Raw genomic sequence first — 19,907 nt, forward strand, 5'->3', positions numbered from 1 at the left:
CCTCTGCTTCTAACTGATAACTTTCTGAGGGTGAGCGGTTAGGGGGTGGTTGGGTGGTTGGGTGGTTATCCTTGCTGTTTTGGTGGTTTCCGGTGGTTGCTGTCGCCGGGGTGGAAAGAATGCTTAGTTAACCGACCTCAGAAATCACTAACTAGGCGCCATGTTGTTTCTTGAGCTTCTTGCGCTGGATTGAGAGGGGTGGCGAACGCCACCCCTTTTCTCTTTGCAGACCCTTGCGCATCCCCCTTTCTTTGTTAAGACATGGGTATCACTCATCAAGCGGAGGAACCATGGCTGGCAACGTCTTTTCAAATCTACTTCGACCCTTCATCCGTCAAAAGGACACGGAACTTCCAGGCGTGGCTCCTTCTGAGCCGCCTGAACCCCCGGTCCGGGAGCGCTTGGACGATTCAAGCCAGCGGCCAGTGGCTTCAGCGGAGCCGGCAACCCTTTCGCCCGTTGAGGGCCCTCAAAGTGTGCCCTTCAACGATGAGGCAACGGATCGGTTGGGGAGCACTCTGGCCTTTGCTGGTCTGAAGACGAAGGGTCGCTTCGAGGACGAGGTGAGGCAGGCCATCGAAGACGGCGCCGATGTGAAAGGGTATCGCGACTCGCGCGGCGATTCCGCCTTGCATGAATGTCAGGAACCGTGGCAGATGGAGCTGCTCATCTCGGCTGGGGCGGATGTTCACGCGTTGGACAAACAAGGGCGTTCGCCTTTTGATCGCCTGTTGAGCACCTACCAAAGGGAACCCGCTTGGTCCGAAAAACCTACTGCGGAAGGTTTGGCGTTGTTGGCGAAGGCCGGAGCGGATGTCAATGCCCTGAGCCAAGGGCAATCCGCTCTGCATGTCGCTGCGAAGCGAGGGCTTGACGGCGACATCCACATGCTTGTCGATGCCGGCGCCGACGTGAATCTGCGGGCGGACGGGGGAGACACCCCGCTCCACCTGGCCAGCGATCTAGGCGTTGTGCTGCGCTTGCTGGATGCCAAGGCCGATCCCTCCCTGCTGAACTCCAGTGGCGAGCCAGCGCTCAAACATGATCCGGTGCTTTATCGAGAAAACGCTCGGAACCACCGAGACGATTTTTCGCCGCGTGAGCGCGTCGATGCGGCGACCGACCCGATTTTCCTGGCCGAAACGCCCAGCGAGCTTGTCGCTGCGTTGGGGCAGGGCGGCAGTGTGAGGGACACCGATGCGCTGGGCCGAACCCCGCTTCATTACGTCAAAACGGGGGAGATGGTGCAGGCGTTGGTGTTGGCCGGCGCCCAGGTTGACGCAAAAGACATGGAGGGAAACATTCCTGCTCACACCGCGGACGAGCGCGCCATGAAAGAGTTGGTCGATGGGGTGGGGCGAGGCGTTCCCCAGCACCACGTAGAGAACGACAGGGGGGAAACCCCTTATGCGACCCGCGATTACTACCACGAGGATCGGTATTGGGATGCCGAAGCGGAAGAGCAGGCCGCGGAAAAGGCGGAGGAGACGAAGGAGGAGCAAGACCGCGTGCTCAACATTGTGGCCCTCGTTGAGGCCGGCGACGCCAAACGTCTGCTGGAGCAGGTGGATCCCAACGAAGAACTGGTCAGTCGGAACCGAACGTTCAACATCGACGGAGACGAGGGCTGGGCCTACAACAACTATGCCGGCTACAGCGTCCTCCATGAAGCGGCGAAGCAGGGGAAAACGGAACTCTGCCGAGAACTGGTGTTCGCAGGGGCGGACTGGGACAAGGGGTGTAAGCTCGTCGGCGAGCAAGGCTTTGACAACCATGTCAACGGCTTTCGAAACGAGCCTCGTATGAAGCCCATCGATTTTGCGAGCAACCGAGAGACCAAGGCGTTCTTGAACAACGCTGAGAACGAGCTGCGAGCCCACAACCGATCCAAGCTCTTGGACGAGCTTCTTCCCGCTGCCAACGCTTGGAAGCCACCGGAAGGCGGGTTTGGGGCCGACGCCCAACGCCAGGTCGGTGCGGCCATGAAGGCCCATGGGCAGGATGGCCAAACCCAGGAGGTCCCTCGCTTGCGAGCGCGCTTCTAAGGCCAAGGGAAAGGGCGGCGAAGGCCGCCTTTTCTTTTCCAGATCCCCTTGCGCAAACCAAACCTTTTGTTATGGGTAGTGCAACCCATTCAAAAAAAGGAGGCCTCATGCGCGTTTTGGTTCTTTCTCTGGCCCTTGTCGGCCTGCTCCCCCTGACGGCCTCCGCTGCGGACAACGGTTCCGCCCATCGTTACGGCACCAGTGAAACCTTGAGTGTTCAGAACGCCCGCCTGGGCGAGGTGCTCATGGTTCGCAGCGTGGACATCAAATCCGACAAGCGCCTCAACGCCGGTTCCGCAATCGGCGCCGCCGTGGGTTATGCGTCCCGTGCGAGAGGTGAACAAAAACTATCGAAACGCTTCCCGGATTGCGGCCGGGACCATCGGCGGGGTGGCCGGCACGGCGGTTCAGAACGGCTTGAGCAAGCGCAAGCGCAAGGGCGTGGAGGTGTATGTCCGCGACCTGGAGAGCGGCAAGGTGATTGCCATCGTCCAGGCAGACGACTTGCTGATCCGCGCCGGCGACAAGGTGTTCTTGACCGGCCGGGGTTCCAAAAGCCGCGTTGTGCCGATTGAAGGGCAGCGCTGATGAAGTGGAACGCATTTCCTCGTAAGCGCTCCGCTGCCTCATTGACCGTCGAAGACTTCAAGCAATGCGGGCATCTAGTCCTGGATGGCATGGACTGCTCCCCTGCGCAACCTCGCGAGCTGCATCACCTGCCAATGGCATGGAATCTCAAGCCCAGCCAGTGGGGCCAACCTCTCACCTTCCAGGCACGCCCGCTGAAGAGCGAAGCGGGAGGCCGCCCATGGTGAGCGCGATCCTTTTGCTGACCCTGCTTGGCCTCATGGTCCTGATTCCGCTCTGGACGTTCAAGCGCTTTGCCGACGCCAAGGCAGCCTGGCAACGGGTGAGAGGCCGTGAGCGAGACGCTCGCACGCACGGCCGCTTCGTGATTCATGGCGGGCTGTTTGGGGTTGGGATGGTGGTCATCGCCGCGTTCCTGGCTCAAGCCACCTTCAGTGTTTGGCGCCACGTCGCCACCGCGGGAGGCCTGTTTGCACTCGGCACGGTCGCGGTGCTCTGCCTGCTTGCCTATTTCTGGGGCAAGGGGAGGTCGCGCGGATGAGTGCGTTGACGATGCTTTTCCTTTCCATTCTGGTCCTTGCAGTGTTTCTTTGCTCGGCGGCGGTTACCTCTTTTGTGGCCGCGCTGACTTACCCGACGGTGAAGCAATCGCTGACCTTCATCCGGAGCGGCGAGCGGAGCGCGTCGCTTTACATTGGTTTCGCCATTTATGGGGGGATCTTCACGGGCTGCGTCCTCACGCTCGCATTCGGGGCGGTAATCATGGCCCTCAACATTTCCAGCGCTGAGGACGCCGCTCTATACGCGGCCACCTTGCTTAGCGCGGGGCTGGGCTACTGGGTGGGCCGATGACACGCGAGCCGTCCACCTTGTTTGCCCCAGACGTTCTTCCCGGGCCTGACGGCATCGAGCTGCTCCCCATGCCTGCGGAGATCCAAGCCATCTACGACGCTGCCCAGTGCAACACGCCTTTCAGCAAGGACGTGGACGACGCCTTGGCCGCGCACCGCAACGCACACGGCGAAGCGGAGCAAATCGAGCACGCCCAACGCGTAGACCCGTCCGATGCCATGCCCATCGACCCGGAGGTGCGTCGCCAAGCCTATGCACGCCAGAGGAGGTATGCGATTCGGGCCGGCATGACTGCAGGCCTGACGCCCGAGGCCATCGCGCAAGCGCTGGGCGTGTCGCCCTCGGTGATTCGTGGCGACTGGGCGGCGATGGTTCGATGAGTCCACGCAAAGGCTTTCTCGGCGGCCGCTCCCCGACTGAAATCCAATCCTTGCTGGACGAAGGGGTGACTCAGCGCGCCTTGGCCCAACGCCTGGGCGTCACCCACCAAGCCGTGAACCGCTTTGTCCGGCGGCATCGCCTGGCCGGTTGCGGACGGCAGGCCTTTCGGGCCCGCCAAGCCCGAGAGGTCACCGAGCGCCGCCAGCAGGTGCAGCGGCTGGTCAACGCCGGGCTCACATCGGCCGAGGTCGCCAAGCGCTTGGGCGTGTCGCCGGCCACCATCGGCCTGGACCGCCAAGCCCTTTGGTTGGGGCGCGTCCTGAAAGGGCCGGAGCACCGCACCTTGCGGGGGCTGGCCCTGGACCAGGTTCGGGCTCGCTTAAAGGAGGTCAGCCGGGCTCAGTTGGCGCGGGAGCTCGGGGTGAGCAGCTCGGCCGTGTATCGCTACTGCAGGAATGCGGGCCTCAGCACGTAGTAGCCGAGACATATCTCCAGGCCCAAGTGCCGATGCGTCGTCAGGCTCTAAAGCCCCGCCGGTTTCTTATTTCGCAAAGCTCATTTCGATCAATGATTTAGAGCCGGATGGTGCCTTAGGGATTGGCCCAAATGCACCCGTTGAAGGATACTTGGAGCCTGTTCGAGGGGATGTATTCGATGCCACTGCTCAACTGGTCCGACCGTGATGAGGACCTGACCCGCTCCGCCCTGACGCCCTATCGACTCTTGGAGCCGGTGGCAAGCTTGTCCTATGGGGAGGTGGACGCTCCCAACATGCTGATCGAGGGCGACAACCTGGATGCGTTGAAGGCGTTGCTGCCTTACTACGCCGGCCAGGTTGGTTGCGTCTACATAGACCCGCCGTTCAATACCGGAGCGATGTTCCCGAAATACGACGACAACTTCGAGCATTCGATTTGGTTGTCAATGATGTATGCCAGGCTCGAACTCATCCACGAGCTTGTTTCAGAGAAGGGATCTCTTTTTCTTCATCTGGACGATAACGAGGTTGACTATGCGAAGGTGATGCTGGATGAGATTTTTGGCCGGTCTAACTTCGTCAACAGGATAACTATCGCTGCCCGCTCTCCTTCTGCATTTAGCACTGTCAATCCTGGTGTATTCAAAGCATCGGAATACATTCTTTGGTATGCCAAGGACAAAGAGAAGTTTGAAGACGTAAGTGCCCGCATTCCACGCGGTGTTGACTATGCCTACAACCTTTGGCTGGAGAACCGGGATTTGCCTGAGAGTGAATGGAGGTTTTCGTCTCTTGCCGATAAATATGCTGAGGTGCCACGGAACGCAAGGATCAAACACCCTAAGTCTATTCTCCAGCACTTCGACAAGTGGGTTCTGAAGAACTCAAGCCAAGTCTGCCGCTTAGCATCCATTAGCGACTCCGGTGCGGGTCAGGCAATCGTTGATCTAAAGAAAGAGTCTCTCAGTAGACCTGGTGAGGTTCTAAAGCTGGAGCGGGGCGAATCGCTCGATACGGTCTACATCTTGGACGGTCAGCAAATCCTTTTCTACAGCAAGAACGTTGTTGAGATTGATGGAGAGCCTGTCGCCTCCTCAATGCTTACGAATATCTGGAGTGATATCTCGTGGGAGGGTATTGCTGGCGAGGGCGGCGTGACATTTAAGAAAGGTAAAAAGCCCGAGCGGCTCCTGCGTCGTTGCATTGAGTTAACGACTAAACCTGGGGACCTTGTTCTCGATAGTTTTCTTGGAAGCGGGACGACAGCAGCAGTTGCTTTGAAGCTCAATCGCAGGTTTGTTGGTATTGAGCGAGGTGACCAGGCGCGAAGCCATTGCCAAGCGAGGCTTGTATCCGTTGTGGAAGGAGAGCAATCAGGTATTTCGAAAGAAGTCGGTTGGAAAGGTGGCGGTGGCTTTCGCTTCTACAAGCTCGGTGTGCCCGTGTTCGATGATGCGGGCCACATCCGCGAGGGCATCAAGTTCGAACACTTGGCCGCCCACGTCTGGTTTGCCGAAACAGGCACCGCACGCTCCACACGTGCCCCCAAGCAACCGTTTCTGGGTGAGCACCATGGGATCGGCTACTACCTGCTGTTCAACGGCATTCTCGGGGATGAAAGCAAGAGTGGCGGTAACGTGCTGACCAAGCGGATCTTGAAGGGCTTGCAGCCCTTTGAGGGGCCCAAGGTGATCTACGGGGAGTCCTGCGACTTGCCAAAGGAGCGTCTGGAAGAACTCCAGATCACCTTCAAACAGACCCCCTACGACATCAAGGCACGCTAAGCATGGCTCTTTCCCTCAAGGTGTATCAGCAACGGGCCTTGTCCAGCCTGGCCCAGTTCCTCGAAGACGCCCGGCTGACCGGCCCGGCATCCGCGTTTGAGAAGAACGCGGATGCCGGTCTGGTCACCCAATACAAACCCATGCCTCATCTCGAGGCCTCGCCCTACGTGTGCCTACGCATTCCGACGGGCGGCGGTAAAACGGTCATGGGCGCGCACATCATCCAGGCGGCGGGCGACGCCTACCTCGAGCGCGAGTTCCCGCTGGTCATGTGGATGGTCCCCACCACCCAGATCAAGACCCAGACGCTGGAAGCCTTCAAGAATCCCCGACACCCCTACCGCCAAGAACTGGACGAGGCGTTCGGGGGCAAGGTCGCTGTGTTCGATGTGGAGGACTTCACCCACATCCGCCCCGCTGACTTGGGCACCAAGGTGTGCGTGGTCATTTCGACCATGGCGGCCCTGCGCGTGGAGAACCAGGAAGGCCGCAAGGTTTACGAGCACCACGAAGATCTGGAGCCTCACTTCGCCGGCAGCGTGTCCGACTTGCCCTACTTGGAGCAGAACAAGGCGGGAAAGGCCATCGCGTCCTTCGCCAATCTGCTGAAACTTCACGGCCCGTTGGTCATCACCGACGAAGCCCACAATGCCAACACGCCCCTGTCCTATCAGGTCTACGAGCGGCTTGGTGCCAAGGTCGTGGTGGAGCTCACGGCCACGCCGGAAGCCAGCAAAAGCAATGTGCTGGTGAGCGTCAGCGCGTTTGAGCTCAAAGTTGCCAATATGATTAAGTTCCCAGTCGTGCTCAAGGAGCACGTCGGGCAATGGGAAGTCGCAGTGGGTAGCGCCGTGGCTCGCCGTAACGAGTTGGGCAAGACCGCGCTGGGCGAGCCGGACTATATCCGTCCCATCCTGCTGATTCAGGCTGAGAACGCCAAGGGCACTGCCACGGTCGAGGAGGTCAAGAAGCACCTCATCGACAACGAGAAGGTGCCCGAGAAGGCGATTGCCATCGCCACGGGCGATCAGCGCGAGATCGACGGGGTGGACCTGTTCGCCAAGGACTGCCCCATCGAGGTCATCATCACCAAGCAAGCGCTCAAGGAAGGGTGGGATTGCTCGTTTGCCTACGTCTTTTGCTCGGTGGCCCAGGTCAAGAGCGACAAGGACATCCAGCAGCTGCTGGGGCGCGTTCTGCGCATGCCGTATGCCACCCGCCGCAAGCAGGAGGCCATGAACAAGGCCTACGCGCACGTCACCACTGCGGCGTTCAATCTGGCTGCCGCAGAGCTCACCAAGTCGCTCATCGACATCGGGTTCAACCCGCTGGAGGCCGTGGGCGCGGTGCTGGCGGATCCCACACCTGGGCCCGGCTTGGACTTGCAAGGCGGCAAGGTCAATCCGGTGCCCGTGACGCCCAGGGCCACCATTGCTGTGAGCAAACAGCCTGATCTTACCGGCATCCCTGCTCGGGACCAGGCCAGCGTTGTATTCACTCCGAACGAAGAAGGTAAGGGGGGCTTGGTAGAGATCACGGGCGAGGTGGACGAGTCCACCGTGGAAGCGATCACCAAGGCTGTGCCAACCAAGGAGCGCGAGGAAGCGACGGCTACGATCCAGCGGCACCAGATCGCCGCCAAGGCCGTCAAGGCACCCAGCCAGAATGGCTCGGTGTTCAGCGTGCCCCGGTTGGGGGTCATGGAGCAGGGCGAGCTGGAGTTTGTGGAGAGCGGGGCGACGCCCCCAGGCTTTACTTGGGATCTGTTGGCCTATCCCCCGGACTTGACCAGCCTCAAGTTCAATGCGGACAGCAAAACCTTTGAAGTCGATTTGGTGGACGAGAAGGTCAGCTACACGCCGATTGACGACGACGTAAATACCTACTTGCCTGGCTTCGCCAAGGACCGCACTCAAGCGGACTTGGTCGGCTGGCTGGACCAGAAGATCCGCGATCCAGCGGTCAAGCAGCCCGTGCTGCGGGAGTGGTTGCGCCGGTCCATCAGCGGGCTGTCCGAAGATCGGGGCTTCTCGCTATCGCAACTGCTCAATGGCCAGTTCGTGCTCCGACGGAAGCTCGGCGAACAGCTCCAGATCGCCAAGGCAGAAGCACTCAAGGATGGCTTCCAGCAGGCCCTGTTTGGTGCCGACGCAGAGATCGTGGTCAGCGACGAGCCCGATGCCATGTTCACCTATCCGGCGGACATGACCCAGTATCCAGCGCATTCTTACTACCAAGGCGGCACATATCGCTTCCGCAAGCACTACTACCCCTTCGTGGGCGATCTTCAATGGAAGACCGCCGGGGGCAAGGTGGGCGAGGAGTTCCTCTGCGCCCAGGCCATCGATCAGCTGGACGAGGTGGAGTTTTGGGTCCGCAACCTGGTGGACAAGAGCCAGTTCTGGATGCCGACGTCCAAGCAGCGCACCTACCCGGACTTCGTGGCGCGGCTTAAAGATGGTCGACTGCTCGTCGTTGAATACAAGGGTGGTGACCGTTACTCCGCGGACTCCGAGAAGGAGAAGCGCATGATCGGCGAGCTATGGGCCGCTAAGAGCAACGGCCGAGGTGTCTACCTCATGGCCCAGCTGCGGGACGAGAAGGGCAACAGCATCACCGAGCAACTTAAAGCAGCGATCTCTAAATGATCAGGTGTGAGTGGGGTTCACCCCCGTATTACGAACACCGGAAGGCCGCTTGACCATACAGTGCAAGGAGGGTGTGTGACCGAAGACGAGATCGAACAACGAAAGATTGAAGCCAGAGTGCGCTTGGCTAAAGGAAGCATGGATAAGGCTGGAAAAGAGCTTGAAGAAGCTGAAAGGGTCGCGAAGGAGAGTCCTACACCTTTCAAGCGGAAGCTGGTGAATCAGGCTAAGGGGCGCTACAGCAAGGCCGCGCAAGTTTTTGACAGAGCCGTGGGCGACAAGATGAAGAGAGAGCTTGGGGGCGGTAAGGATGGACCCGGGCGAAGGATGTAAACGGGATGCTTATCGCACGGGCTGATTCTCGGATCGTTGATCGCCCGCTATACGAGCCCGCGATGCCTTGGTTAAAACCCAGATATGGATCGAAGGCTGAAGCGCATGGCGGATCAGGTAGCCTCCCGTTGGCTGTTCTCCGCTAAGGTCTCAAGCTGCGATACGGCGAGCGTCTAAGTTGGCAATGCCCAGAATGTCGAGAGCAAGGAAATGGTCCGCACCACAAACTGGCCCAGCGCGAAGTTGTCCCCCCAGCAGAAGGCCATCGTCGCCGCGCACGCGGTGCTGAACCTGGCAGAAGGCAAGGCCGGCGAACGCGAGCTGCGCAGCCTGCTGGTCAACGAGATCGGCCTGGCCTGGGCACCGTTAAACTGCCTCCAATACCTGTCCGGCAAAGAAGCCCCGGCCGCGCTCACTGCGTTGCCAGACGAATGGCAGGCGCTGGAGCGCAACAAGAAAGACCTCCTGCGTGCCTCGGTCGTTTCCTTGGTTATGGTCAAAGACGTCTGCGGCGCTGGGGGCTGCAAGCTCTCCGGCGCCAAGATAGCCGAGCGGCTGGAAGAGCTGCGAACCGCAATGGAGCCCAAATAGCGATGGATCACTTCGAAGGTGTGGTGCTGGACTATCTGCGCGCCGACCGAGCGCTGTTCGTCAACAGCCAGTGCTGCATCCAACTCAACGAAGGCGCGAACCCGGATACCAGCGGCCCGCACTGGTATTGCGACGCCGTCGCGGTCAGCTTCAAGGAGCAGGCGGCCTACCTCTGCGAAATCACCTACGCCGCACGCGCGCCGTCGCTGCTGGCCCGTCTGCGGGCGTGGGACGAGCATTGGCCTGGGGTCAGGGCAGCCCTGGCTCGGGACAGCGGTGTGCCGCTGGATTGGAGTGCCAGGCCCTGGCTCTTTGTCCCAGAGTCCAATGCCAAGGGCATTCAATCCGCCATCGGCGGGCTGAAGAACCTCCCCAGCCCCCGTGTCACCTTCTTGGAGGAAGTGTTGCCCTGGCGCTACCGCTCCTGGGATCGCGGTGCATACGTGGACGAGTCCCCATGACCGATCTCAATATCACGGCCACCAGCTACGCCCTGCTGCAGGGCAAGTTCACTTGTTGGAAGTGCTCGGAGTCGATCGTGGTGACCGCCATTTGGGTGCCTGGGTTCCTCGACAACGAGGACGAGGAGTATCCCGAGGAAGGCGGCCCATCGCTGCTGAAATACGTCAGCGAGCTGGACGTGGGCACGATGGCCCGGGTCAGGGCCGCGGCCCCCTGGCTCAAGCCCAACTGCTCGCAGACGGCCAACCAGACCTACGTGGCCAACCACTGTCAAATCTGCGGCGCGCTGCAGGGAGACCATTTCATATTCAGCCCAGACGGCCCGTTCTTCCCCCAAGACCAGGCCGGCGTGGACCAGCTCAAGGTCATCCCAGGGCACGGGCCCCTGATGGCGAGCGCTTCCACGGCGCAGTCGGACTGGATGGGACTGGTCAAGCTTCCCACGCACGCCTGACATCGAGGCAGACGGGATTTCGGCCAAGGGTCTCTACCACTGCGAATGAGGCTGGGCATACTTCTGCCCATCCCTTGTTCCTCGGAATCCTTCTGCTGGCTCATCCCCGGCCTATTTTTTTGCCTGGTGTCAGGCCTCGCCTCGCTGGGCTTGGCGGTCCTTGGTGAGCGCAACCGCCTCCTCATACGTGGCTGCTTTGCCGCTAAGAAGCAGATCCAACGCGACCCGGTGCCGGGCGGTGTAGTAGATGTTCCCCAGTGGCAACACCGTCGCTGGACGCATCGCGGGGCCAAGGGTGTAGACGAAGTGCGGAGAATCGGTTTCCGGCCAATGCCGGTCTACGTCCTGAAGCCGATCAACCGTGTCTACGCGCTCGATGAAGTGGACACTTCGGAACTGCGATAGGTAGCGGAAGCCGATGTAGGCCGGCGGGACAGTGGGCCAGCCATTGCCACCGATGGGATGGAAATACTTGCCCTGCTTGGTGACGACATCGATCCAGGTCAGCTCTTGAGAGCTGGGCATCAAGTCTCGGCTTAGCGAAACCACATAGGCGAGCGAGTCAAACGCGTTGGAGGTCATTCCGTATTCCGATAGGTGCAAGGCGAGCTGGTCCAGCCACAAGCGTTCGATTTGGTTTCTGGTCGCAGCATGAGCCCGCTTCGCCATGGCACGGATTTCAGACCAGGAGAGGTGATCGACGGGGATGCCCTTGACGTCCGCGGGAAGGTGCCTAACGGCCCAATCCTTCCGAGCCGCGCTGACCGAGATGAGCCGCTTGTGCTGCACATTCGAGTCGGCCAAGCGATGGACATACCGGGCAAGTTGCGCATGCGTGGCCACCTGCCAGTGTCGCTTGGCTTCAAACACCAGATGAAAGGCCGTGCCTGAAAGAACCTCCAAATCAGTGAACCCGCGATCCTTCATGCCGAAGTCTTGGCTGGAAAGCGCCACCTGTGCCAACGGATCAAGCCCCATGGCACCGAAGAGCTCCGCACGAAGCGCTGCGGACTGCTCCAGGCACCATCCCAGGGCATAGGTGCCCGCGTTCTCATCGCAGCCGGCTAGCCCAAAGCAACTGACGGGTTCTGCCCCCCGAATCAACATCAAAGCCTCCTTGCAGTGGGGCAAGGCATCGCCCCTACTGGGTCGACTGATGTTGCCAGAACTTCTGGTTTTGGGGCCACCACTTCCCCGCGTTGACGCGCCTCATCACGAGCGCGCGGAAAGCATCGGGGGAAGGGGCTGGCCCCTTCCGCTTATGCCTGCACTGGTTGCATCGGGCATGTGCGGCCACCACGTTCCCGGACACGTCTCGGCCCCCGTCTTGCTGGGCCAGCAGGTGTTCGGCGGTGCACTGAAAGGCTTGAGCCTTGCGGGACTTCAGTCCCAGTTCTGATGGAGCTTCGAGCCACATCGGCAGACCGCAATAGAAGCAGCGGCCAGACTGGGCATGGAAGGCGGATGTGCGGATGGATTTGAGGCGCTTGGTCGTCATGGATGGCTCCGGAATCGAAAAAAGATTCCCGCGCCCCCATTGGGTGGACCTCGGGCACCCGGAGCCTACTGGCATGCGGGCACAACACCGACGCTTCTGCGACCGGCGGTTGCTTTTTAGCTTACTCGTGCGTTCGGTGCAAGCGCTTGGGTTGGCGCCTCCAAATCTTGTTGCCCGATCCTCTTGCGGAAATGGATTTATCGAGTATTGGTGAAGCAAGCCCAATCCGGGCCACTTTCCCTTTCCCTAAATCCGAGGAGGATTTTTCATGCGCAAGACCCTTTCTTTTTCTCTGGCCTTGATGGCCGCGTTTTCTGCCGCTTCGGCGTCCGCCGCTGACGTCACCGAAGACCTGATGATTTCTGCGACCGTGAACAACGAGTGCAGCCTGCTCGTGACCCAGCTGGGCGGCGGTGAATACAACGGCTTGGCGTCCGGCACGCAGGGCTATTCCAATGGTGCGTTGATGGTTCGCTGCAACCAAGGCACCGCCTTCAGCATCGTGCCTGGCGATGGGTTGAACTACGGGGCGGCCATCGCGCGACCCAATCACCGTGCTGTGTCCGATGGGGCCGGGAACTTCGTGGCCTACGGGCTGTTTAAAGACCCTGGTGCCAGCCAAGCGTGGGGCAGTGGGGCCGATGCGTGGGAGGGCGTGGGAACCGGTGAGCAGCAGATGATCGGCATCGGTTATGCCTTCTATGATTTGAACAAGGTGCCCGGCGGGACCTTCTCCGATACCATCGCCGTGACCCTGACTTATTGATCCTCAACCGTTTCCCTTAAAGCCCCCGGAAATCCCCGGGGGTTTTCTTTTGGGGGTGGGTTGACAACTTTAAATGTTTTGGTTGGATCAAAGGAGGTGATCGGTTTGGAGGAGTGATGTTGAAGCGTTTGTTGGCCGTTTCGTTGTGCTCATTGTTCGCCGTGCCTGCGTGGGCGGGAAATGTGTCGTTGTTTCCCACGAGCATCGTGGCGCCGGCTGGGGAAAAATCGGGCGCGTTGACCTTGGAAAACCATGGGAAAACCCCCGAGCGTTTCCAAGTAACGGTGCTGGACTGGTCCCAAGACGCCGGGCAGGACGTGACCAGCCCCGCCACCGCGGTGCTCGCGGCACCGTCCATTGTCGAAATCCCGCCTGGGTCCCGCCGGGCCGTGCGGTTGGTGCGCACTCAAGGCGTCGGCACGCCGGGCTACTACCGCGTGCTGCTGCGCCAGTTGCCCCAGCCGTCCACGGCGGGCCGCGTGCAGTTGTTGATTCACCAGAACCTGCCGGTGGGGTTTGAGGATGCCAAGGCCGGTCTTCCGGTGCTCAAGGCCCGCTTCACCGCCGACGGCCTGCTGCTGACCAACACCGGGCCCACCGCCGCGCGCCTGACCGCCGTCGGTCCTCAAGGCATGCCGGCATGGCGCGAAGGGGCGCTGGGGTGGGTGCTCCCTGGTCAGAACAAGCTGGTTGAGCTCAAGTCCGGCTTGAAAGCCGCCTCGCTCTCGATCACGGTCAACGGGTCCCCCGCTACCGTCCCCGCAGACTAAGGGCAACGCATGCGGCGGGGAAGCGTCCTGGGCCTCGCGCTGGCCCTGTCCATCGGCACCGCGCACGCGGCCATCCCAGACGGGGTGGAACCCGTGCTTGCAGCGCCCATCCTGGCCAACGGCCAGCCCGCCAAAGACCCCGTGTTGCTCTGGCAGCAGAACGGGGCTTGGGTCGCGGAAGCCACGACTTGGCAGCAGCTCGGCGTGACCCTTCGCCCGGGCGAAGAGGGGCAGGACCTGACTGACCAAGCCTTGGGCGTCTCGGTGGCTTACAACCCCGAGAACGCCACGGTCCGGCTCACCATCCCCGCCGACCGCAAGCCAGCCCAGCAGCTCACCCGACGAGGCACCCCGGTTTCCCAGGTCTCGCCGGCCATCGGGGGCGTGCTGGTCAACTACAACCTCGCCACCCAGATCGCAGGCGGCCAACAAGCCACGTCCTTGGCACTGGACGCGCGCACCGGAGGGCGTTGGGGCGTGGTCTCCACCACCGGGCAGCTCAACCATTCCCCCAGCGGGTTTGGCATGCGCCGCGGCATGACGGCCTGGCAGAAAGACGACTTGAAGCGCCAACGGACCTGGCAAGCCGGCGATGTCTACGCCATCCCCCGCATCGGCCCCGTGGCGCTGGGGGGCATTCGCCTCGCGAAGGACCCGGCAGCCCTGGATCCGCTCACGCCGACGTGGCCCGTCCCGACCTTGGGGGGCATCGCGTTGGATCCGGGGCAGGTCAAGGTCCTGTCCAACCAGGCGGAAATCACGCGCCAAGACGTCAAGGCCGGCCCCTTCACCGTGGACAGTCGAAACGTGGCCTTGGGAGCCAGCCAAACGGCCGTGGTCGTGCGGGACGCCTACGGCCGGGAAACCGCCGTTTCCACTGCACGGCTCTACGTCGCCCCGACCCTGCTGCGTCGGGGCCTCTCCGCGTGGGAAATCGCCGCCGGCCAGGTCCGCGAAGACGAAAACCGCTACGGCACGGCCGGCGTCAGCGCTTCCTGGGCCAGGGGCGTCAACGACCGCTGGACCATCCGAGCCGGTGGCCAGGTGGACGAGAAGGGCAAGGGCAACGTCACCGTGGGTTCCACCTGGGCCCCGGGCACCTGGGGCGTGCTCGACGGCGAGGTGGGTCGCTCAAGCGACGGCGGGACGCGCTGGGCTGTTGCCTACGGCTACAAAGGGCCCACGTTTGGCGTGCGATTGGAACACGAGGAAAACGACGGGTTCTGGCGACTGCAGAGCGAGACCGCGCTGCCCATCGCGTCGCGCACCCAAGCCAGCGTTTCCTACCGTCCGGATCGCCGCTTCACCTTGCGCGGCACCTACAGCGCCATCGACACGGGGCGCTCCAGCCTAGCCTTCGCCTCCCTGAGCGTGAGCGCGAACCTGGGCACCGCGGGCCAGGTGTCCGCCAACGTGCTCCGAGACCTTCAAGGCGACGATCTTCAAGTGTCCGCCAGCTACACCTACCGCTTCGGCAGCAAGGCCAGCGTGGGCGTGCGGGCCCGCCAGGCCCCAGGCCAGGATGCCCTGACCACCCGAGCGACCTACCGCACCGAGGGCGGCCTTCGCTTGGCTGCAGAGCACACCGAGGGCGAACTGGGCAGCACCCGGGCCACGGCCGACGCGATGACCCGTTACGGCGACGCCCGGATCATGCTGGACCGCTACGACGGGCAAACCCAGGTGGCGGCCAACTTCTCTGGCTCCGTGTTCCTGGACCATCGCGGTGTGGCCTTCGGAAGGCCTGCCTACGCCAGCTTCGCGGTCGTGGACGTGCCGGGCCAGGCGGGCGTGCCGGTGCGGGTCAACGGAGCGCCGGTCGGCCAGACCAACAAGCAAGGCCGCGTGCTGGTGACCGACGTTCCCTCCCTGCTACCCACCACCGTCAGCCTCAAGGACAAGGAGCTGCCGGTGGGCGTGGAGATCGGGGAGACGGAGAAACAAGCCGTGGCCCCCGGCAAGGCGGTGTGCGGGTGACCTTCCCCGTGCTGACGCAGAACGCCCGGGCCTTCATCCTGACAGGTCCGATCATCGCGCCGGGCACCGTCGCGTCCACGCCGAACGAACAAGCCATGGTCGGCTACGACGGAGCCCTTTACCTAGAACACCCTGAGCCGGGGATGGCCGTCGAGGTTTCGGGCGTGTGCAAAGCCGTGTTGCCGTCGCCACTGCCGGGCCTGGACGAAGTGGCGGAGTTAAGGTGCAACTAGCTGCTCAGATCTCCCTCGCGACCGTGCGGCGCCCCTAGCACCCTTGCCTTCGAAGCAATGACTGCGCAAACGGTCGACCCACAATCCGGGCAAACCGCAGGCTTGAGGAGCCTCTCTGGCAAGATAGGAACGATGGCCTCGCATTCGCAGCGCAGCCCCAGGGCTTCGACCTTCTGCACCCGCCGCTCCCGGTCCCCCCTGATGGCCAAATAGCTTGAGTTGCACTTGGTGTTCGGGCAGAAAACGGGCTTGTCGCCCGCTTGCTCAGCCGGACCGAGAATCAGCACATGGCCGCAGTCGACGCATTTGCCCGTCGCGAGATGCTTGCCGGCAGCGATCAGCGTCGAGCTCGCAACCTCTTCCAGCTCCGCGATGAGAGCCCGGAGCCTTTCGATCTTCGGCCGTGCGTTCGTCAGATCCTTGCGCAAATGGAGAAAGCTGCCCAACTAGTTGTAGTAGCTACGAAACTTGCTCCAAGGAATGCGTTTGGCCTCGCCTATCGGCAGGAAATCGCTGTCGTTGAAGGCAGCTCTTAAGTCACTTGAGGCGAAATCGAGGTCTTCGGGCAGCGGCGTCACCGAGATAGAGAAGCTGGCCGTTTGATCAGAGTTTGGATCGAACGCGGCCAGCATTTTGATGATTTGATCGGGTCGCCACTCTCTAGCCAACTCGGCTGAAATGTCGTCGCCGTAGGCGGCCAGATTTTGATAAGCCACGGATTCCAGACAGAATCGAAGCTCAAGTGCGGCATAAATCAGCGAGGACTCCTCGCCTTGGGTGAGGAAGGCCTTCGCCTTTTCGAGATGATCTGCGATTTTGTAGAGGGCCATGCGTGCAGCATACTGGCTCTGTAGGGAATGCGCTGCCCAATGGTGCACGGTGGCCGACAGGCGCTTAGTGAGTGCCGGATCCTGCCGACACCCCCGCGGTCGGTCTATAAGGTGTGGTGGAATCACCCTGATGACCTGTCCAGCTTCGGAGGTTTTGACCCCGCAGGAAAGAGGTGGGGCAGCGCTTGGCTTCTAGTGCAGCCCCTATCGATTAGAATCCCGAAGATCGACCGGGGTAAAGCAGGTGACGGGGATGGGCACTCGAGATGATAGTCCGTGGACAGAGGCGGAGGAGGTGATCGTTGCCAGGGCATACTCTGGCGGCAAGGGATTGCTGGAGATATCACGGAACCACCACCGATCAGTTCTGTTGCTTGAGGAAAAGCTCATTGAACTTGGTCAAATTAACCGAATTGCTGGTGTCGATTTGGATCAGGTGGCAGCTTGTGCCCCTGGTGAAGATTTAGGAGATCCGATGCTCTCTCTACTCAAGCACACGACGCGGCGAGAGGCTGAAGAGGCGGATCAAGTAAGAAGTGCATTGGAGTTCGGTTCAGAGCTTGAATCACTCGAGCAGGACTATGCCGCCGGATTGCTTAAGCAGGGTGAATACGAACGGCAAAACCGCCGTTTGATGGCACTGATTGAGGGCGGCGAGGCCGCCCGTGCTTGGCTGAAGCAGGAAGAAGCAGAGCGTGCAGCTGAACGCAAGCGCCTTGAGGCGGGAGGGGATGGTCGTTGGTCGGAGCTTGAGGATGATCCGTGGGAGGGTGAGGAGTGAGCACTCCTTGGTAAGTTGCCCCCTCATGATTCGCCCAGCGAACGGCTTCCAGCGGATCAGATGCGAGATTCATTTTTGTTCCCGAGGGTAACGCCTGAAAGGCTGATCTCGTCCGCTGCCTTGCCAAGCATCCGGGACCGCAGAGCGTTCGTAGAGATCTTGGACGGGGCTAGAAGTCTCAGCGGCCGCCCATGCAGATCGCGGTAGCAGGCATCAGAAAGGGTGCTGGAGACGGAGATGACCAGGCTCGGAGACACCACAAGCAAACCAGCATCGAACAGGGCGTGGATGTCCTTCCGAAGCAGCAGCCCGTTGCTGAGCGCATTGGTGGACGTGCCGTTGTAGGGCGTGATGTGCGCAGCATCGATCACGGCCGCGTGCGCCGTGCCTGTGACCATGCACACGGCCCCGTAATGCTCGATCAATCGCTTCCTGAACTCGGCCTGCCCATCCCGGATGACTCGCAGCACCTGCTCGACGCGCTTGCCATCCACCTCGACGTCTGGCGGAGCGAGTGAGGCGGGTGCAGAGCTCGGAATCAGGCGGCCGGACTCTTCCAGCGTCCCCCTGAGTGCTTCGACCGCGTCGTTCTTCATCATCTGCGCCGGGGCACGAAGGACGGGGTCAATCCCGGATCGGTGACGAATGTGTGCAAGCAACCGAGCGGCGTCCTCCAGGTAGGTCAGCTTTTGCTCCCGCTCACTCCACAACTGGCGCAGCGCGTCCAAATCCCATGACCACAACGCCAGCCTGAGCTCGCTGCTCGTCAGGCGAGGCGGGGCCTGTGCGCGCACCAACTTTTGCTGGGCTAAGGCCAGCTCCTCTGCGTCCGCAGCGGCGTCAGCAGGATCGATGCCTTCCCCTTCATCGTCCTCGAGAAAGAAATGCCCGCCGAACTGCCGCGTGCGATTTCGCTCCAGTTCCTGCTCGAAGCGCTGCCGGCGTCGCTTTGCGCGCCATTCGGCGATCCGTTGTTTGTCGTTGCCGTTGTCCATGCCATTCCTTTGCTGGCCGAATGCAGTAGTCCACGCTCCAAGACGGGCCGTTCAAGCGCTTGGGGCGCTATCTCGCTACGTCCTTCATGCCGTGTCTGCCGTTATCCCGGCGGAGTGAGACGCAGCCTGCAAGCGTAGAGCAGACGGTGCTAGCCGATTCCATTGGTTGAATCGCCATCGCTGGTCTCGACGAAGTGGTGTGGCCCAAGCGTCCTTAGCAATGCCAGCAGAGCGCTATGGGACGCCATCGCTTGCTCTAATGTGCTGGCCTCTTCCCCGTATCGAACGGCCGGTGACGTCTTCAATGCCGTTAGAATCTCTTCGCTGATACGAATGCTGAGCTTTTCCTCCAGCAGCTTGCCAAGGTGGACGTGGTCATGCCCCTTTCCGGCATCCTTTGGATACGAGTGTCCCTCGCGGGCAAGAAGGCCTTTCAGCAACTTCTCAGCGCATTGAGCCGCCTCCCAGCGCGCTTTTCCATACTCGCGTCGGCTGGCGATGGCATCGACGCTGTGCCTGAAATCTGCTTTTGCTTCAGAGAACAGTGCATGCCCGCCGAGTGAATCCAGAGTCATGATTGCTTGCCAACCATGCACAAATGCGTGGAAGAAAAACGCAAGCTCCGGGTCCGATAACTTGTTGGCCATCGGTTGTGTCAGTCCCTCCACCGAGCACAACACGTTGTGGATTGCCGGACCCCTGCCAACACCGCCCTTCTGGGCTATGGATAGGTCGCGATCAAACACGAGCGTCCCTTCGCCCATGATCATCGGAAGACGAACCTTCCAGAGGTTGCCGTTGACGACAACCAGGAAGCTTCCCGGTGAGAAGTCGATCTTCATCGCGTCGCCGTAGTGATCCGAATACCAGTCATGGACCTTGGCAAGTAGGTCGCGCGGACCGAAGGGGGGACCCCTGTCCGGTGGTCCGCCGAGGATTGGAGTGCCATCCAGCTTCAAGGTCCAGGATATTTGCTGGGAGGCTCTCATTCCTCGATGGCAGGGTTCGATGCCCATCGCCGAAAAGCGACTGTCGAGAGACGTCATCATGGCGTCGAACTCTTCTTCGTTGGTTGGGCGAGTGGGCCACTTCCACTCGTTCAGCTCATCTTTTCTCGACCGTTCCATGTCGCCCCCTTAGGGCTTAAGTAGATGTGCAGTATAAACGGCGCCACGCGGGCTCTGAGACGCGTGAATCCGGTGAAAGAAAGCCGCAGCGATTGAGAGGGGCAAGCATCGCCGGTGTTCGCGGGTTGTTCCTCAGCGACGTTGCCCCGATGGGGCCTGCCCCTCACCTGAGTTTGGTGGTCCCCCTCATGGCGGGGCAGCACTTGGCGAGAGAGCCTCAACCATGCAGGGATGACGCCGCTCCATCTGGGGTCCGAAAACGGTGCAAGCCGGGTTTGAGTCGTTGAGGGTTTACAGTGGTTCTACGAAACGGC

General features: G+C 61.2%; 23 protein-coding genes. 17 read left to right on the plus strand and 6 right to left on the minus strand.

Translation table 11 applies throughout. The annotated features are described in order from the left end of the window. Nucleotides 1-290 precede the first annotated feature (290 nt). The 12 genes from ACM0PK_RS09540 to ACM0PK_RS09595 all read left to right on the plus strand — a co-directional run bounded on the left by ACM0PK_RS09540 (nt 291) and on the right by ACM0PK_RS09595 (nt 10,616). Nucleotides 291-2,045, plus strand: coding sequence for an ankyrin repeat domain-containing protein (locus ACM0PK_RS09540; protein ID WP_114618572.1), 1,755 nt, complete (start codon nt 291-293; stop codon nt 2,043-2,045). A gap of 336 nt (nt 2,046-2,381) precedes the next feature. Continuing rightward, entirely contained in the window at nt 2,382-2,633 is a 252-nt protein-coding gene (locus ACM0PK_RS09545; protein WP_414606817.1) for a hypothetical protein, read from the plus strand. A gap of 220 nt (nt 2,634-2,853) precedes the next feature. Then, a complete protein-coding gene (locus ACM0PK_RS09550; protein ID WP_114618574.1) occupies nt 2,854-3,174 on the plus strand; it encodes a hypothetical protein in 321 nt (106 codons plus the stop codon). Beyond that, a complete protein-coding gene (locus ACM0PK_RS09555) occupies nt 3,171-3,485 on the plus strand; it encodes a hypothetical protein (RefSeq protein ID WP_114618575.1) in 315 nt (104 codons plus the stop codon). The genes ACM0PK_RS09550 and ACM0PK_RS09555 overlap by 4 nt, the downstream gene beginning before the upstream one ends. Before the next feature lie 68 nt (nt 3,486-3,553). Then, on the plus strand, nt 3,554-3,865 hold the full coding sequence (locus tag ACM0PK_RS09560) for a hypothetical protein (RefSeq protein WP_141098024.1): 312 nt from the start codon (nt 3,554-3,556) through the stop codon (nt 3,863-3,865). Then, complete coding sequence (locus tag ACM0PK_RS09565) at nt 3,862-4,341, plus strand: helix-turn-helix domain-containing protein (protein ID WP_141098025.1); 480 nt, start codon at nt 3,862-3,864, stop codon at nt 4,339-4,341. The genes ACM0PK_RS09560 and ACM0PK_RS09565 overlap by 4 nt, the downstream gene beginning before the upstream one ends. Before the next feature lie 131 nt (nt 4,342-4,472). Continuing rightward, a complete protein-coding gene (locus ACM0PK_RS09570) occupies nt 4,473-6,128 on the plus strand; it encodes a site-specific DNA-methyltransferase (RefSeq protein WP_197593772.1) in 1,656 nt (551 codons plus the stop codon). A gap of 2 nt (nt 6,129-6,130) precedes the next feature. Next, nucleotides 6,131-8,776 carry a DEAD/DEAH box helicase gene (locus tag ACM0PK_RS09575; RefSeq protein WP_197593770.1) on the plus strand — a complete coding sequence of 882 codons (2,646 nt, stop codon included), beginning with the start codon at nt 6,131-6,133 and terminating at the stop codon, nt 8,774-8,776. Nucleotides 8,777-8,851: 75 nt separating this feature from the next. Then, nucleotides 8,852-9,109: a hypothetical protein gene (locus ACM0PK_RS09580; RefSeq protein WP_032960334.1), complete on the plus strand. Its 258-nt coding sequence runs from the start codon at nt 8,852-8,854 to the stop codon at nt 9,107-9,109. Between the two features lie 210 nt (nt 9,110-9,319). After that, nucleotides 9,320-9,700 carry a hypothetical protein gene (locus tag ACM0PK_RS09585; protein WP_032960332.1) on the plus strand — a complete coding sequence of 127 codons (381 nt, stop codon included), beginning with the start codon at nt 9,320-9,322 and terminating at the stop codon, nt 9,698-9,700. 2 nt (nt 9,701-9,702) lie between these two features. Next, entirely contained in the window at nt 9,703-10,161 is a 459-nt protein-coding gene (locus tag ACM0PK_RS09590) for a hypothetical protein (protein WP_032960331.1), read from the plus strand. Beyond that, complete coding sequence (locus ACM0PK_RS09595) at nt 10,158-10,616, plus strand: hypothetical protein (protein ID WP_149500840.1); 459 nt, start codon at nt 10,158-10,160, stop codon at nt 10,614-10,616. The genes ACM0PK_RS09590 and ACM0PK_RS09595 overlap by 4 nt, the downstream gene beginning before the upstream one ends. 129 nt (nt 10,617-10,745) lie before the next feature. Here ACM0PK_RS09595 and ACM0PK_RS09600 read toward each other — a convergent pair whose 3' ends face one another. Both ACM0PK_RS09600 and ACM0PK_RS09605 read right to left on the minus strand, forming a co-directional pair. Further along, a complete protein-coding gene (locus ACM0PK_RS09600) occupies nt 10,746-11,723 on the minus strand; it encodes a hypothetical protein (protein WP_197599482.1) in 978 nt (325 codons plus the stop codon). 34 nt (nt 11,724-11,757) lie between these two features. Then, entirely contained in the window at nt 11,758-12,114 is a 357-nt protein-coding gene (locus ACM0PK_RS09605; protein WP_032960326.1) for an HNH endonuclease, read from the minus strand. Between the two features lie 268 nt (nt 12,115-12,382). Between ACM0PK_RS09605 and ACM0PK_RS09610 the strand changes: the two genes are divergently transcribed. From ACM0PK_RS09610 to ACM0PK_RS09625, 4 genes are all read left to right on the plus strand, one after another. Next, complete coding sequence (locus ACM0PK_RS09610) at nt 12,383-12,880, plus strand: Csu type fimbrial protein (protein ID WP_080281884.1); 498 nt, start codon at nt 12,383-12,385, stop codon at nt 12,878-12,880. Nucleotides 12,881-12,996: 116 nt separating this feature from the next. Then, nucleotides 12,997-13,650 carry a fimbrial biogenesis chaperone gene (locus ACM0PK_RS09615; protein WP_414606816.1) on the plus strand — a complete coding sequence of 218 codons (654 nt, stop codon included), beginning with the start codon at nt 12,997-12,999 and terminating at the stop codon, nt 13,648-13,650. Nucleotides 13,651-13,659: 9 nt separating this feature from the next. Further along, on the plus strand, nt 13,660-15,627 hold the full coding sequence (locus ACM0PK_RS09620; protein WP_414606815.1) for a fimbria/pilus outer membrane usher protein: 1,968 nt from the start codon (nt 13,660-13,662) through the stop codon (nt 15,625-15,627). Nucleotides 15,628-15,635: 8 nt separating this feature from the next. Beyond that, a complete protein-coding gene (locus ACM0PK_RS09625) occupies nt 15,636-15,860 on the plus strand; it encodes a hypothetical protein (protein ID WP_414606814.1) in 225 nt (74 codons plus the stop codon). Here ACM0PK_RS09625 and ACM0PK_RS09630 read toward each other — a convergent pair. Then, entirely contained in the window at nt 15,857-16,288 is a 432-nt protein-coding gene (locus tag ACM0PK_RS09630; protein WP_235648844.1) for a hypothetical protein, read from the minus strand. The two genes, ACM0PK_RS09625 and ACM0PK_RS09630, sit on opposite strands and share 4 nt — an antisense overlap. 18 nt (nt 16,289-16,306) lie before the next feature. Next, nucleotides 16,307-16,690, minus strand: coding sequence for a hypothetical protein (locus ACM0PK_RS09635; RefSeq protein ID WP_235648845.1), 384 nt, complete (start codon nt 16,688-16,690; stop codon nt 16,307-16,309). A gap of 253 nt (nt 16,691-16,943) precedes the next feature. Between ACM0PK_RS09635 and ACM0PK_RS09640 the strand changes: the two genes are divergently transcribed. Then, nucleotides 16,944-17,471 carry a hypothetical protein gene (locus tag ACM0PK_RS09640; protein ID WP_143579325.1) on the plus strand — a complete coding sequence of 176 codons (528 nt, stop codon included), beginning with the start codon at nt 16,944-16,946 and terminating at the stop codon, nt 17,469-17,471. A 56-nt stretch (nt 17,472-17,527) separates the two neighbouring features. On the opposite strand, the gene ACM0PK_RS09645 is transcribed toward ACM0PK_RS09640, so the two are convergent. Both ACM0PK_RS09645 and ACM0PK_RS09650 read right to left on the minus strand, forming a co-directional pair. Then, the gene (locus ACM0PK_RS09645; protein WP_114618587.1) at nt 17,528-18,466 is read right to left on the minus strand and encodes an HNH endonuclease; all 939 of its coding nucleotides are present in this window, start codon (nt 18,464-18,466) and stop codon (nt 17,528-17,530) included. A gap of 149 nt (nt 18,467-18,615) precedes the next feature. Further along, nucleotides 18,616-19,593, minus strand: coding sequence for a HEPN domain-containing protein (locus ACM0PK_RS09650; protein ID WP_114618588.1), 978 nt, complete (start codon nt 19,591-19,593; stop codon nt 18,616-18,618). Nucleotides 19,594-19,907: the final 314 nt, after the last annotated feature.

This window comes from Stenotrophomonas sp. FR010 (genome assembly GCF_047520755.2).
In the GTDB taxonomy this organism is placed as follows: domain Bacteria; phylum Pseudomonadota; class Gammaproteobacteria; order Xanthomonadales; family Xanthomonadaceae; genus Stenotrophomonas; species Stenotrophomonas sepilia.